Origin of the sequence: Rhizobium lentis (genome assembly GCF_017352135.1) — a bacterium.
GTDB lineage: Bacteria > Pseudomonadota > Alphaproteobacteria > Rhizobiales > Rhizobiaceae > Rhizobium > Rhizobium lentis.
In genome coordinates, this window is record NZ_CP071454.1 from 772,595 (window position 1) to 787,485 (window position 14,891).

Annotated in this window: 11 protein-coding genes; 3 read left to right on the forward strand and 8 right to left on the reverse strand. The window is 56.8% G+C overall.

Annotated features, from left to right (window positions below):
- Positions 1 to 169: 169 nt before the first annotated feature.
- Positions 170 to 2,257, reverse strand: a complete 2,088-nt coding sequence (locus J0663_RS03810) for an acyltransferase family protein (protein ID WP_207243131.1) — start codon at positions 2,255 to 2,257, stop codon at positions 170 to 172.
- A gap of 224 nt (positions 2,258 to 2,481) precedes the next feature.
- Between J0663_RS03810 and J0663_RS03815 the strand changes: the two genes are divergently transcribed.
- Both J0663_RS03815 and J0663_RS03820 read left to right on the forward strand, forming a co-directional pair.
- Entirely contained in the window at positions 2,482 to 2,943 is a 462-nt protein-coding gene (locus J0663_RS03815) for a glycosyltransferase family protein (RefSeq protein ID WP_207243132.1), read from the forward strand.
- Positions 2,940 to 3,416: a glycosyltransferase gene (locus J0663_RS03820; RefSeq protein ID WP_207243133.1), complete on the forward strand. Its 477-nt coding sequence runs from the start codon at positions 2,940 to 2,942 to the stop codon at positions 3,414 to 3,416. The genes J0663_RS03815 and J0663_RS03820 overlap by 4 nt, the downstream gene beginning before the upstream one ends.
- 40 nt (positions 3,417 to 3,456) lie before the next feature.
- On the opposite strand, the gene J0663_RS03825 is transcribed toward J0663_RS03820, so the two are convergent.
- The 4 genes from J0663_RS03825 to J0663_RS03840 all read right to left on the reverse strand — a co-directional run bounded on the left by J0663_RS03825 (position 3,457) and on the right by J0663_RS03840 (position 9,542).
- Positions 3,457 to 4,152 (reverse strand): SGNH/GDSL hydrolase family protein, encoded by a 696-nt coding sequence (locus tag J0663_RS03825; RefSeq protein ID WP_207244417.1) that lies wholly within the window; start codon positions 4,150 to 4,152, stop codon positions 3,457 to 3,459.
- A 198-nt stretch (positions 4,153 to 4,350) separates the two neighbouring features.
- Positions 4,351 to 5,658 carry an HlyD family type I secretion periplasmic adaptor subunit gene (locus J0663_RS03830; protein WP_207243134.1) on the reverse strand — a complete coding sequence of 436 codons (1,308 nt, stop codon included), beginning with the start codon at positions 5,656 to 5,658 and terminating at the stop codon, positions 4,351 to 4,353.
- A 15-nt stretch (positions 5,659 to 5,673) separates the two neighbouring features.
- A complete protein-coding gene (locus tag J0663_RS03835; protein WP_207243135.1) occupies positions 5,674 to 7,440 on the reverse strand; it encodes a type I secretion system permease/ATPase in 1,767 nt (588 codons plus the stop codon).
- Positions 7,441 to 7,928: 488 nt separating this feature from the next.
- Positions 7,929 to 9,542 (reverse strand): right-handed parallel beta-helix repeat-containing protein, encoded by a 1,614-nt coding sequence (locus tag J0663_RS03840; RefSeq protein WP_207243136.1) that lies wholly within the window; start codon positions 9,540 to 9,542, stop codon positions 7,929 to 7,931.
- Between the two features lie 691 nt (positions 9,543 to 10,233).
- Between J0663_RS03840 and rapA2 the strand changes: the two genes are divergently transcribed.
- On the forward strand, positions 10,234 to 10,938 hold the full coding sequence (rapA2, locus tag J0663_RS03845) for a calcium-binding lectin RapA2 (protein ID WP_207243137.1): 705 nt from the start codon (positions 10,234 to 10,236) through the stop codon (positions 10,936 to 10,938).
- Positions 10,939 to 11,073: 135 nt separating this feature from the next.
- Here the strand turns inward: rapA2 and J0663_RS03850 are convergent, their stop codons facing one another.
- From J0663_RS03850 to J0663_RS03860, 3 genes are read right to left on the reverse strand one after another with little or no spacing between them, the layout of a single operon-like run.
- The gene (locus tag J0663_RS03850; RefSeq protein ID WP_207243138.1) at positions 11,074 to 11,793 is read right to left on the reverse strand and encodes a hypothetical protein; all 720 of its coding nucleotides are present in this window, start codon (positions 11,791 to 11,793) and stop codon (positions 11,074 to 11,076) included.
- The gene (locus J0663_RS03855) at positions 11,793 to 14,069 is read right to left on the reverse strand and encodes a polysaccharide biosynthesis tyrosine autokinase (RefSeq protein ID WP_207243139.1); all 2,277 of its coding nucleotides are present in this window, start codon (positions 14,067 to 14,069) and stop codon (positions 11,793 to 11,795) included. Before J0663_RS03855 ends, J0663_RS03850 begins: the two co-directional genes overlap by 1 nt.
- A gap of 51 nt (positions 14,070 to 14,120) precedes the next feature.
- A complete protein-coding gene (locus J0663_RS03860; RefSeq protein WP_207244418.1) occupies positions 14,121 to 14,828 on the reverse strand; it encodes a sugar transporter in 708 nt (235 codons plus the stop codon).
- Positions 14,829 to 14,891 lie beyond the last annotated feature (63 nt).

The window sequence follows — 14,891 nt, forward strand, 5'->3', positions numbered from 1 at the left end:
GGTAATTCGCAGGCCCTGGATGAACAGCAGCTTTCCTCGGCACTTGGGGTGCATTCGCCTGGAGAGCCATAGCGAAGTCAGCAGGGCAGCTTTCACACAAGTTGCTCAGGAGGAACGCAGCGAGACGAAATGGACGCGTGCAGACTCCGTTTGCGCTGCACCATTCCGTTCAACGCACCGGCGTATCAATTGTCTTACCGGTCAGTTGAGACTGTTTGTCGGAAAAGGACGTCGTCCTCATCTTCTCATCGTCCGCCGGAAGGACCGCCCTGGCGGCAACTTCCGAGCCGACAGTCGATAGATGCTGGTTGTCTATGAACAATGGCGCGCCATCGACGGTGGAAAAACTACACCGAGCTTGCGGGCAAAGGGCGTTGAACGGATCGACCAGGACCACGCCGGGCGGTGATTTCTCTGCAACGCGCGTGACGATATCTCTGACCGGATCCTTGAAATTCGCGACAGCCTTCATCGGGGCATCGTACGGCGTCAAATCACGATCACCATCGAGCCACCCTCCAAACGTCGACCTGAAGGGGATCGCACGCTGGAGCACGGCACGAACAGGGTTGAAGTTGAATAAGGGAACGTCTTGCAGAAGGACGACATCCTTATCGAGTGCCCGCAACTGCGCGACCTGCGATGCGAGCGCCGATTCCAAAGTCGGCCCATTTTGGTTTTCGGCCTGCTCTGCGCCATTGGCGCCCGGACGAACATAGCGCGAGCCGGCATCTGCTTCACGCATCGGAGCAGACCAGTAACCAGCCAGGATAACTTTCTTGATCGCGTCGTTTTCACGCAGCAAATCCATCACCTTGGCATTATACGTCGAGCATTCTGCATCATGGCGCGGATGGTTGGGCATATAGCGCGTGGCGTCTGTCAGCGGCGGGCAGGACGTCTTGGTGAAGACGTAAAGCTGGTAGCCCCGTTCTTGCGCGACGGCTCGCAATCCGGGCGCAAGTGCGGCTGCATGGCTGTCGCCAATCAAGGCTATCGCAGGCTCCGCTTTGCCTGAAACTTGGCAGTCGCCACCGGTCGCTGGGGAGGTTGCTCCATAGGATACGAGGCACGCTTCGCGATCGCCTGCGATCTCTTCAATCTTGACGACCTGCGGACCAAATCTCTGCGGAATGCCGGCCAGGAGCGCGGTCAGCGCGAAAGGAAGCGCAAAAACTGCAAGGGCCGTTGCATAGCGCCAAAGCGTGCGGCCATCGGAAACACCCGGGCGCCGAAATGGCTTCTCCACGAGATAATACGTCAGAACTGCCAGGACAAAAGAGATCGCAACGATGAGCAAAGCCATCGACTGCTGCAATGGCCAGACGGAGGCGACGCTGGCGAAACTTAAAAGCGGCCAATGCCATAGATACCAGGAATATGAGACAAGTCCGACAAAAACGAACGGCCGCGAACCGAGCGCAAAAGCCACTATCGAGCCCGGGGTCGCAATCAGCAGCGCCGACCCGAGAACCGGCAAAAGCGCCGAAGCCCCGGGGAAAGGCGTGGATTCGGTGTAGACGCAGATCGGCACGACGATTAAAGCCGCGCCGATCAAGGCAATGGCGTTGACGACCGCGCTTCCCCCTCGATCGAGGCGCAAACTCTTTGTCTCCATGACCGCGAGAATGCCGCCAATCCCCAGTTCCCATGCGCGGGTCGGAAGCAGGTAGAAGGTGAAAGCCGGATTGATCTTCAACGCTGCGACGGAAAAGATGAAGGAGAGTACGACAAGCGTTGCGATCGCGGGAAGAATGGCCCGCTTGAAGTAGCGGTTCAGGAACAAAATGATCCAGGGGAAGACCATATAGAACTGTTCCTCGACGCCGAGACTCCAGGTCATCAGCATCGGTAGCTGATCGGAGGCCGGCGAGAAATAATTGCTGGAAAGCCAATAATAGACGTTGGAAAAGCCAAACATGGCGGCAACGGCACTCTGCGAAAACTTCCTGAATTCGCCAGGCGATAGCAGGAAAAAACCGAACAGAAACGAAACAACCAGCACGAAAAACAATGCCGGCAATATGCGCCGCGCCCGTCGGGCGTAGAATCTTGTGAATTTGAATTCAGATTTTAGAATGTCGCCATAAATATGTCCTGTAATGAGATAACCGGAGATGACGAAGAAAATATCGACACCAACGAATCCGCCCGAAAATGACCCCAGACCTGCATGAAACAGCACAACGGAAATGACGGCAACCGAACGAAGACCATCGATATCTGGTCGGTAAGCGCGTACGGGATTGTTGTGCATCCGATTGTCCTTTCGAGGCGATCCAAAGCGATACATTGCTATTCGCGAAGCCAATGCCAAACGGGCCACATTGCATTGCATTCAAAAATGATGCATTGCAATAGAAAATCACGCTCTCCAACGCATGGCTCGCAAAATGTGAACAAATCGCAACGGGCTGATGTCTAAATATGCTGCGAGACCATAGCAGCGCAGATCGTAAATAGTGCGAGGGATGGACTGAGATGACTGACGGGAAACCACGGAAAATTCTGGCCGCCTCATCTGGAGGGGGCCACTGGGAACAGATGATGGCAATGCGCGCCGCCTTCGAGGGCAGCGAGGTTGTTTTCGCCACCACGATTCCCGGTCTCCTTAAAAAGTACGAGATCAGCAATGGCGTGGTTTTGCCCGACTGCAGCCGCGACTCGATCGTTATGTCGATCAAGTGTTTTTTCAGCGCATTCTACATTGTCTTCAAGCTGAAGCCCGACGTCATTCTGTCGACGGGAGCCGCTCCGGGTTTGTTCTGCCTGTTGGCCGGCAGGCTCATGGGCAAGCGCACGATCTGGATCGATAGTGTGGCCAATGTCGAGAAACTGTCCTTATCGGGAAAACTGGCCGGCCATATTGCGACGCTCTGGCTCACGCAATGGCAACATCTTTCGCGGCCGGATGGCCCCCATTACGCAGGAGCTGTCCTTTGATCCTTGTTACCGTCGGAACGCAGCTGCCGTTTGATCGCCTCGTCAAGGCCGTCGACACCTTCGCCAAGGACCTGACGAGACCGGTGCTGGCGCAGATTGGCAAAGGCACCTACACCCCACAGAACATGAAATGGATCAAGAATATCGAACCTGCGGACTTCGATAGGGTCTTCCGCGATGCGAGTGTCATCGTCTCACACGCTGGAATCGGCACCGTGCTGACGGCGAAACGTTTCGGCAAGCCGATCATCCTCGTGCCCCGGAAGGCAGCCCTTGGGGAGCACCGAAACGATCACCAGCTTGCCACCGTCAGCCAGCTCGTCGGCCGGCCAGGCATTTATGTCGCGCAGAGCGATGACGAACTCAGGGATTATCTCCTCCAGGACCTGGACAGTCCCTCCCATGAAGACCCGTCCGATATCGGCCGGACGTCGCTGGTCAATTATTTGAAGGGTTATCTCGCGGCAGGCTGAACCGGCAAACCGGCACAGACGCCTCCGAGACCAGGGAGATTCAGTCCTTGCAATCGCGGCCGGCAATGTGTCCGACGAGTTCGGGCACGATGACTTTCGAGGCACTTTCGGGCCGCGGATGCGCGCCGTCGGGAATTGCGGCGGCCAGCTCGTCCGAACTCAGGCGCTCCCAGCCGGGCCGGTAATCGACAAACTCCAGGCCACGTTTTTGTGCCTCCGCCTGATGAGCCGAGATATAACTATCGACGAAGGGCCGGATCAGCCCCCGCAGTCCCGAAAACGGATTCATTGCCATGAGGATGATCCGCGCCCGCGGCAGGCGTTGATGAAGCCGATCGAGAATGACGCCCATATTCTTTCGACTTTGCGCCAGCGACACGAACCGGTGCAACGTCGCGTCATTGGCGTAAAGCTCGATCAGAACGATATCCGGCTGCTCGGCAATGACGCGATCCAGCTGGGTCAAAGCCCATGTCGACGTCTCACCGCTCTTTGCGACATTCTCGACGCTTACGGGTCTCTGCAGGCAGGCCGCAAGCCTTGTCTGAAGACGGGGCTGCCATCCCCCGCGTGCCGTCAGGGATGTTCCGAAAGCCACTATTTTCACGGGCGCAAGGTTCTCGGCATTACTCTTCCCGGTCATTGAAACCATTAAGAGGCCGGCCAAAAACAGAACCGGACCCCATGCCAAACGGCTCTCAGTCGGCACGGCTCGCCAAAACTGTAAACACATCATGAAGCGACCATATCTCGGCGGGAGCCATTCGTCACCCGGCAGCACATCCTTTTTGGAACGGCTCGTGAGGCTTTCGCGGAGCCAACCTGAATCAGGCTTGAGACAATCATGAAGATCTGGTCTCACGCCTGTTTCAGTGCGCAAAGTGAGCCTTGCGCTTGTTGCGACATGCGCCGCCAACAGCGCGGAAGGCCGCCATCATTCCTCACGAAATACGTGCTGCATCTGATCGGTCAGCGGCTTCGTCAGGTAAGAGATAACGGTCCTATCGCCGATCTTGATAAAGACCTCGGCCGGCATGCCGGGATAGAGCTTTATCGATTTCAGTTTTGCGATACTCTGAGCCTCCGGCTTGACGCGCAGCGGATAGTAGCTGATCCCAGTGCGCTCATCCTTGACGATGTCAGGCGCGATGGAGGTGATCACCGCCTGCACGTCGGGCGTCGTGCGCTGATCAAAGGCGCTAAAACGCACATCGACGGATTGGCCGACATGGACCTGGTCGATATCGCGCGTGGCGACCTTCGCTTCGACGGTAAGGTCGTCGTTTTCGGGGACGACGAGCCCCAGCGTCTGACCGGCTTCGATAACGCCATTGACCGTGTGCACCGACAATTCGTGAACGCGGCCGCTGAGCGGCGCGGTAATGTCGAGACGGCGGAGTTGATCGAGCGCAGTGCCGCGGCGCTCCTCATTTTCGGCGATCTGAGCTTCGACATCGGTCAGGTCCTTTGCGATCTCCGAACGACGATCCTCATCCAGCTGAATCGACTGTCGGTCGATTTCTATCGCCTTGCCCTCAGCCTCCGCCTTTGCAGCGATTTCCTGACCGCTGTTACCTTGGAGATCGGCGCGGGCGCGCTTGAGCGTATTCAAACGCTGAAGTGTAACAAGACCCTTCTTGTAGAGAACATCGACGGCTTCGAGCTCCTGTTCTATCAAGCCGAGGGAGTCGCCGGTGGCGTTGATCTGAACGACCAAGCCTTTGATCTGCTCGCCCAGCTGGTCCTTGCGCGACGCCAGCTGACTCTTCATTCCGACCAGCGCTGACCTGCGGCTGTCGAATAACTTCCGCTCGCCGTCGAGCAGCTGCTGCGCCGCGGTGCTGGATGTCAGATCGCTGAGGTTTTCTTCGACTTCGAACGACGCGGCGCCGATCCGCTCCGCCTTCAGGCGGGCGCGGCGCGCATAAAGCTGAGCAAGCGTGCTCTCGACAATCGACAGCTGTGCTCTTGTCGCCGTTCCATCAAGCCGTATCAAAACCTGTCCGGCCGAAACATGCTGGTTTTCGGAGACCAGAAGTTCCGAGACGATACCTCCCGTCAGATGCTGGATCTTCTTGACGTCGCCGTCCACAACAACGACGCCTTCGCCAATGACGGCGCTGGAAAGCTCCGTCGTCGCCGCCCATCCGCCGATGCCGCAAACCAGCGCAATGGACAGCGCGCCGACAAGGGCGACATGTCGGTTGAGGGACCGTTTCGATTCACTGATAACCTTATTCACAATCTTCCTTCCGGCCTATTCGGCCGCATTGATGCCGTCGACCACGACTTTGAGCTGAGCCACGCGCTCGGCAATCGGAGCGCGCGCCGCTTCCGGTCGGCTGACCCGTGCCATAACTTCTTCCTTGGGGCCGAATGCGATCATTCTGCCGTCCTGCATCATCAGCACGAAGTCACAGACTGCCAGAACGCCGGAGCGATGAGCAATGACGACGACGATGCCGCCACGTGCACGCACGCTCATAATCGCAGCACTCAGCGCCCGTTCGCCTTCCTCATCGAGATTGGAATTCGGCTCATCGAGCACGACGAGGAATGGTTCGCCGTAAAGCGCTCGCGCAAGCGCGATTCGCTGTCTCTGGCCAGCCGAAAGCGCAGCACCGCCTTCGCCGATTTCGGTCTCATAACCGTTCGGTAAACGCAGAATGAGATCGTGCACGCGCGCTGCCCTCGCCGCGGCAACCACCGCCTCCGGCGACATCTCTTTGGCGAAGCGGCAGATATTCTGTGCGACGGTCCCTGAGAAGAGCTCAACATCCTGCGGGAGATAACCTATATGCCGGCCAAGCGCGTCGCCGTCCCACTGGTCGAGCGCAGCGCCATCCAAGCGAATGGATCCTCTGACCGTCGGCCAAATGCCCATCATCGCCCGCGCCAAGGACGACTTGCCCGAGGCGCTGTAGCCGATGACTCCGAGCGCGCTCCCGGCTCGCAGCCCGAAGCTGATATCGGAAATGACCAGCCGCTGGCCGGCCGGCGGCCCGCTGGCGACGCCTTCGACCGTGACCTGCTTGGAAGGGGCGGCAAGCGCGAGCGGGGCCGGAATCTCCGGAATTGTTTTCAGGAGATTGGAAAGCCGCGCCCAGCTCTGCTGGGCGGAAACGAAGCCGCGCCAGTTTCCGATCGCCGCTTCCACGGGCGCCAAGGCGCGGGACGTCAGGATGGAACCCGCGATGATAATACCCGAAGAGGCCTGTCCTTGAATGACGAGGATTGCCCCTGTCGCCAGCGTTCCCGATTGCAGGGCAATACGGAAAATCTTCGAAAGGGTCGCATATCCGTTGCCGACATCCGATGCCTGCCGGGTAATGTTCCGGTATTCCGCATTCTTGCGGTCCCAGGTTTCAGCCATGGTGCCTGCCATGCCCATGGCATGGATAACCTCGGAGTTGCGGATCGAGCTCTGCGCAAAGGCGTTGCGCATGTTGGCGGCTTCCGACTGCCGTTTGGACAGCGTACGCGTGCCCTGGTTGGTCAGAAACGTCAGGATGGCGAGAACCAACGCTCCGCCGATCGCGATGTATCCGATCGCCGGGTGGAACAGGAAACAGATCACGATATAAAAGGGAAGCCAGGGCAGATCGAACATCGCGGTCGGGCCCATGCCGGACAGGAAGGTTCTTATCTGGTCGAAATCACGCAGGGGCTGAAGCCCGTCGCCACCAATCTTGACCTTCAGCGGCGCTTTGACGAGCGCCCGAAAAACCCGCCCGTTCATCATCTCGTCAAGCGCACCGGCAACGCGAACGAGCATTCTGCTCCTGAGAACTTCGAACGCCCCCTGAAAAGCGTAAAGAATTAAAGCAAGTATTGCCAAGGCGGCCAGCGTCGGTATGCTTTTGCTTGGAATAACTCGATCATATACCTCAAGCATAAAGAATGAACTTGTGAGATAAAGGATATTGACGAGCGCGCTTGCTATGCCAATGAAGATCAGCCCCCCTTTGCATTTCCGCAAGGCCTTGGACGGTTCATTGACGTCAGCTGTTGAACTCTGAAACACGTAACAATCCCTCTTTTACCGCATCGCGCACCCAGCAAATACGCGGATACACACTGCAGTTGCGGGCCCATCAAGCCCGATTATTGGCGTGACTGCCTTCGGATCTCCGGCACTTGTGCCGACCCCCGCTTGCAAGCCCATAACTTAGCCCATGAATCCCACTGAAAAGTGACCGAAAATACAAATTTATCACGAACAATTTCAGGGGCCCTAACTTTAACGCTACGATAATTATACCGGCCGAAGCAAGTGAAAATCGCAACTCGCCCAATAACGGCGCAAAACGGCGAACGTGTGGCAGGCTTAGATCGGCCGTTTACTGTGGTATTAACTATAAATACAATCTATAGTTCACGTTTCAGGGATCGGCGGAACATTTTTCATCGGTAAGCGTGTGATTTCAGCCTCACGGTATCGACGGCCTTGGCGGACCTCTGGAATCGGAGCACTTCCGCGGCTCGCGGAAATGCTTCAGATCCGGTTCAATTTCAAGCCAGCACTTGCGAGGCGTGGCTGCTGTGGAATGCGTCGACGTTAATGGAGACACTCAGGCTGTCGGTATCAATATGGGAAGCGCCATCGGAGATTTTGTATTGGAAGAATTCGCTGACCTTACCGCTGAGCCCGGCGAGTTTGGCCGCATCGACCGTGTAGCTGTAATCGCCATCGCTTTCCACGTGGATCACGCCGTATTTCCCGGTCAGCGTTAGGCCATGCTTATCCACGGCGCTGTCACCGAAGCGGCGGAGCAGCACCGTGCCGTTGCTCGCATTGTCGTTTTCAAGAAGATTTCCATGATAGGCGCTGCCGATATCGCCCGAAATCTTCAAGCTGTCATGGACAGCCACGATCTTGGGAACGACGGCGGCAGACACGGTCGCAGCAGGCGTTACTGCCGTGGGCGCAGGGCCGTTGATCTGCGGCGCATCTACATGCTCGCCGACGGCGGTGGCGGGTGGCGGTTCGTTGCTCGCTAGCGTAACGTCGCTCGTGCTGCCGGCGGCGCTGTCGAGCTCGGCCTGGGCTTGCTCGAGCGTCTTGTTTTCGCCGATCTTGAACGTGTTCTGGATGGCGATTGCGGCGGGCATCGTCAGCGTCGACACCGAACTGTCTATGATATTGTCATAGAAAGAGCCTGATGCGGACCTGTCGACCTTCAGTGCCGATGAGGACAGGTCGTCGAAGACATTGTCGTGGACGAGAATATTCTCGCGGACATAACCGGGATTGCCGACGGCGCTGACCAAGACGCCGTATACGCCGTCATGCAGGTAATTTCCGCTGATATCATAGTTTTTCGCATCGCCCGAGTCGCCGAGACCGATGCCGTAGGACCAGCTATAGCCGCCATATCCTGAGATGTCATTGTCATGGATGGCGATGTTCGTGCCTGCCTGGGCACTCAGCCCGAAGCCGCCGCCGATAAGCGTATTGCCCTCGACCACGGCATCTTGAGCCCGGATCAACACCAGAACACCCTTGGCGCTGTTGGTTTCCGTCTGCTCAAGATGGTTGTCCTTGATCAGGATATTGCTGCTGTTGTTGAGCTGGATGGCGTCAGCCACGCTCCCCTGACTGTTGGTAATGGTATTATTGACGAGAACGATGCCCTTAACCTTATCCATCCAAATGCCATCGGCATGCACACCGGTCAGGGTACTGTTCTCGATCGTGATGTTCTGGCTGCTTTGGAAGTTGAGCGAGCCGGGCTTCCCGGCCAAACCGGTATTCGACACCTCGATGTTGCGGACGATCCAGTTCGATACACTCCCGGCATAGATCGCGTTGGCGCCAGTATCGGCGATCTTGATATTTTCGATGACGATATTCGAAGCCTTGGAACCGTGGATCCCGTTGTTGCTGCTGTGAATGACCGGCGCATCGCCGATGCCATAGCTGCCGATGGTGATCGGAGCGCTGACGCTGCCCGAATATTTCAAGTCGAATTGTTCGTTAAACACACTTCCGGCAGCAAGCAGCACGCTGTCGCCCGGGTTTAGTCTCAAGGATTCCACAGCAGATAATGTCGCAAAGGCTGAACTCTCGCTGGTTCCGTTATTGTAGTTGGATCCTGTTGCTGAATTCACGTAATAGACGGTCATGCCGCGATCTCCCAAAGGTAATGGAAAATCTTCTAGCCGGCGACCTCTCTCTGCCTGCTAAAATGGAACACTAAAATGCGTCATATCGTGCTATAATTCTCCGTTCAACGCTTAAACATCTTGATTTCTGCAGCATATTGCGCCGCAACAAGGTTGCAATGCGCCCGCGACTAAATTGTTTACCAAGATTACGCCGATTCCGGACCATTATTCTCAAGCCGTACATATGATTCAGCACGATCCGCGCCGGCGCCCAATGTTACCTGATAAAGCTACATTACAGTAAAATGGCAGGCATTGTTTTTGCCAATGCGCGGCTCCGACTTCGAGACCACCCTAGATGTTTGTAGATCACAACGATAACTCAAAGTGATTACACTACTTTTTTAACCTGAAGTAGCCGAAGACTCCTGTATTCTCTTTCATTGCTTCGGAAGAAATATTCTTTCAGCCAGAAGAAGCGTTAGATGAGAACAGCCAGTCCGAGCATTCACTTATTGTTAAAGCAATAATACCCAGAACTTTCATCACGTTATGCCCATTACGCGTGTGCCAATATCACAAAATACACCGAACATATAAATCTCTTGTTAACTAGGCGCTTGACTCCATGTATTAAGGCACCCTTAATCAAGCCGCTCGCTGAAGTTCAAAAATGACCGGCGAAGATCAATCTCAAGGAGAGACGTTAATGGCTATTCACGCAACCGACGATACTGCAACATTTCTGGAAACGGACGCTATCTCCGGAAATCTGCTCAGCAACGACACCTCCGACGGCAACCTGTTCCTGCGGTTCTTCGATCAACAGAGCGTCGGCGCCAAGCAGCCCGGCCAGGTAACTGAAATCCAGGGCGACTATGGCACCTTCTATGTCAAGGCCGACGGCAGCTACACCTACGTGCTGAGCGACGCCGCCAAGATCGGCTTCACCAGCGGCGAGTTGCTTCAGGAGAGAGTTTCCTACAAGATCTCCGACGGCGCCGGTCACACAGACGTTGGCGTATTCACACTGAACATTCAGGGTGTAACCCAGGTCAAGCCGGTCGCAGTTGACGACCATTACAGCTTCAACGAAGGTGACGCTATCGGCGGCAACGCTCTGGACAACGACATTCCCAGCGACACCGGCCAGCTCTTCCTCCGTCAATTCGCCGGCACGAACGTAAACGGGAATCCCGGCGCCACCACCGACATCGATGGCACTTACGGCACCTTCCATGTCAAGGCGGACGGCCAGTTCACCTATGAACTGACGCAGGATATCGCCCCGGGCGATCATGTCACGGAAACCATCCAGTACTACAAGATCTCCGATGGTTCGGGCCACACCGACGTCGGCATTCTGACGCTCAACATTACGGGCACCGAGATCGTTTCCGGTGTCGGTGTCTGACCATTGGCCGGACCATCGATAACCCGATCAACAAGCTACGCCCGCAGCACAAGCAGCGGGCGTTGCCATCTATAGACGCGGCTTCGGTCGATAGAAGATCGCGAATGTTGCGGCGAGCGGAAGGACGTAAAGGCTTTAAAGCTTCGCTGTCTGCCGGCTGCAGCGCTGTCGAAACCGCGCTGTCGCTCCCTCTCCGACACTCGCCCAGGTTCGATCGAAGACCGGGCGGAGCTGCGGACTGACCTTTTTTATCGTGGAATTGACCATACAGCGATCGCCAAGTTTCAGCATTGTGGTGAGATCGCTATTAAGCGCACTCTTTGCCGCGGAAAGCGTTACGCTGGTGAAGTCGTTCCAGAAATAAAACCGTGTCAAAATCATTCCTTGGTCGTGGGGCGCGAGCACAACCGAACGCTTCATCATTTCCGCAATCGCGACCGGCTCCTCAGCGATTTTCGACTGCACGGCCGCAAGTCGAAGCCAAAAGTTGCTGTTCGTCGGCATGCACGACAGGGCATATCGCAAATATTGGCGCGCATTCGAGGCTGCAGCGGCCCAGGCGTCGTAATTGACATTGACGTTCTGTCGATCAAGCTGCGTCAGAACGAGCGTGACGCCGGCGGCGACAATGTCGGATCGGCAATAGTGCCCGTCGACCACCTCGATGGTGCGCGCCGCATATCTGGCTGCGACATCGTTCGCGACAGTTTCGCCGCGCTCGATCTTCTCCGCGACGATTGAGATGCTGGCCGTTCTTATCGAAGCATACAGTTCCCGACCGGCCACCGCAGCAAAGACTGCGGTGACGATAAGGAAAACCATCCGTGTCGCAGAAGCGAACTGACCACCAAGCATCAGCTTTCGGTATAATATCGCGAATAACGCTTATAGTAATATTCGCTGGAGCCGAACGTCCGGTAGAGCTTCATTTGCGCGGGATCGACCTTGGTCAATATGGCGCCAACGCATTTCGCGTAGAGATCCGGCTCGGACAACAGGGTCGACTGGACCACTTTCCGTGACGTCTTGCCCCACTCGATCACGAACACGACCGCATCGAGCTTCGGGTTGATGGCGCGTGCGTCCACCACTGGAGCCAGAGGAGGCAAGTCTACGACAATGTAGTCGAAGCTTTGACGCGCAAATTCAAGCAGCTGATCCATGCCGCGCGATGCGAGCAGCTCCGAAGAATGCGGAACGCGATATCGTGCCACGGTCGGCAGGAATGCGAGTTTTGTCTTGGGATCGAGGAGAATGAGATCCTTCAGCGGACGGTTGTCCACGATCGCTTCAAGCAAGCCGGCTTCCGCGTGGCGGCCGATAGCCCGCGTCGCGCCTGGATTTCGCATATCGCCGTCGATGAGCAGGCAACGTGCGCCCTGCATGGCCAAAAGCTTGGCAAAATTGATGGCCGTGGTCGACTTGCCTTCGCCAGGCAAGCTCGACACCACACCAATGACCTTGCAGCGCTGATCGGACGCACTGATGTCGATAGCGATCTTCGCGCTTCGAAGCGTCTCGGCGAATGCCGACAGCGGATGCTCCTCGACATAGGTCGTGGTCTTGCCGCCCCTGGCGATGCTTCGCGGGTTGCCCGGATCGACGAGCGTCGGATCATCGACGTTGTTTTCAATCAGCGGCATGACGCCAAGAGATTCGACGTCGAGCATATCCTTGACATCGTCACCGGTGCGGAAGAAGCGGTCGCGGAATTCACGGAAAGCTCCAATGCCGCTACCGAACGCGCATCCTAGGAACATCGCAAAAGCGATGACGAGGCTTCTTTTCGGCGCGCTCGGCTTCGTCGGCGTCTCCGCAGTCGTGATGATACGTGCGGCGGTAATCGGGAAGCTCTGTTGCTGGATCGCTTCCTGATAGCGCGCCAGGAAGCTCTGATAGAGGTTCTTATAAGTATCCCGCGTCCGCTCGAGTTCGCGGAGCTGTACCTGCGTCTCGCCCGCCGTTGCGGCCACACCCGTTGCCTTGTCAACGCTGTCGCGCAGCGATTTTTCGCGGGATTGCGCAACCGTGAGTTCGCTCTGATAGCTCTCGGCGATGCGATTCAGCTCGTCGAACATGAGCCGTTCGTATTCGGCCATCTCAGCACGGAGCCGGACTGCCTGAACGTGGTCGGGACCAAGCCGCGCCTCGATCTCGGCCTCGAGCTTCGAAGCTTCCAGATATTTCTTACGAAGGTCGTTTGAAATCGAGCTGTCGAGTACATCGGTCACGATCGCATCGGTCTGCTTGGCTTCGATGATCGACTTGATGCGGGTATATTTCGCCTCAGCCTGCGCCGTTTCGGCCTGAGCCTTGATCAACTGGCTGTTCAGCTCAGAAAGCTGCTGCTCGCTGAGCAAGGTGCCCGATCCTGCCTCGACAAGTCCATGCTCGCTCCGGAATTTCTGCACTGCGAGGTCGGTGTCCAGCGCCTGCTGCCGGAGTTCTTCGATACGCTCCTGTAGCCACTCACCGGCCCGGCGTGTCGCTTCATATTTCGAATTGAGCTTATCAACCAGATAAACATCAGCGATGGCGGCGGCGATTTCTCGCGCCATATCCGGCGACTGCGAGGTATAGCTGACGTCGAGGACGTAGGATTTGCCGACACGCTCGACATCGATATTTCCGGCGACGGTTTCCGCAGCCCATCGCCGCTTCATTTCCGCATCGGGAGCAGCGGCCCCGTCGTCGGCAAACCAGGAGCGAAAGTTGACCAGGGATTTCAGCGTTGCGACAGAAAAGAGCGAGTTCTTCTGTGCCGTAAACACCGGATCATCGACAAGTTTCAGCTTGTCGACGACCGCATAAGCGATCGTGTCGGACTTCAGCAGCTCGACTTGGCTGAGGACCGTGCCTTCGTCATCGTCTAGCTGGCCGAAAGCCGCCAGTTGGTTAATCATCTGATTGTCGCTGCGGTCGATCAGCACTTTGGTCTCAGCCGTGTAGACCGGTACCGCAGTCAGGACATAGACGACACCAAGAATGGCAAAGGCGAAAGCGCACACCGCTACGATCCGCCATTGCCGGCGAACGATTGCGATCAGCTTGTCGAAATCGATGAAATCAGCTTCGTTTCCTGTATCGCGGGAGGCGTCGATACGCGGCGTAAGTTTATCTGGCGACAGCAATTTCGATCTCCAACAAAGGCGTCAAGCGCTAAGATCTACAGGCAATTCCAGCTATTGTGTGACCGGGACACTCTGGCTCGTCGACTCCGTGGTGTCAGTCGACGACTGGCCTCCCCCATTCGTGCTGACAAACGTAGTCGTGCTCGAAGACGAGTCGGAGTCGGAGCTGGCGTTCGAAACGACCAGCGTACCGGCAGTTGTCGCGGCGCCGTCAAAAGGCGTGCCATCGTCTGATCCCGGGCCGGTTTGTCCAACCTGACCGTCATTGCCGATGCCGGTTGCTGCGGCAGCAGCGCTTGCGCTGGGGCCGAGAGCCGCGGTCCCGCCTTCGGCCAGCACCTTCGCAAAGGCCGCAAGTAGCGGCGCCAGATTCAGATCGGCGCTGGCAGCTTCAGCAACTGCCTTCTCGATCGCCAGCTTGAATTGCGGATCCGACACCTGACAGCTGTTTGCCGCTCGCCCAAGGCCGGCACCGATCGCCGTCATCTGTGCTGCATTCGCTTTCCGGGCCTGCTCGATCACCGGCGCCAGTGCATCGTTGCTGCTACCGACCAGCGCACGAACACGCGACGACAGAACCAACGCATCGGACATATCAAGCAGAACGGCGGGATTGGCCGTAAATCCGCTTACATCGACGGAAGTTAAGTTTGCGGGACCAAGGCAAGCTGCCGCAAGGGCGCTCGAATTCATGCCGGCAAACATCGCGACGGCAATTCCGCTATATGCAAGCTTACGATAAACTTCCGACCTTGCCATAACCACGATTTCCTTAATCAAATCCGCTATCATCATAAGGCTGCCGGCGTTGATCATCTGTGA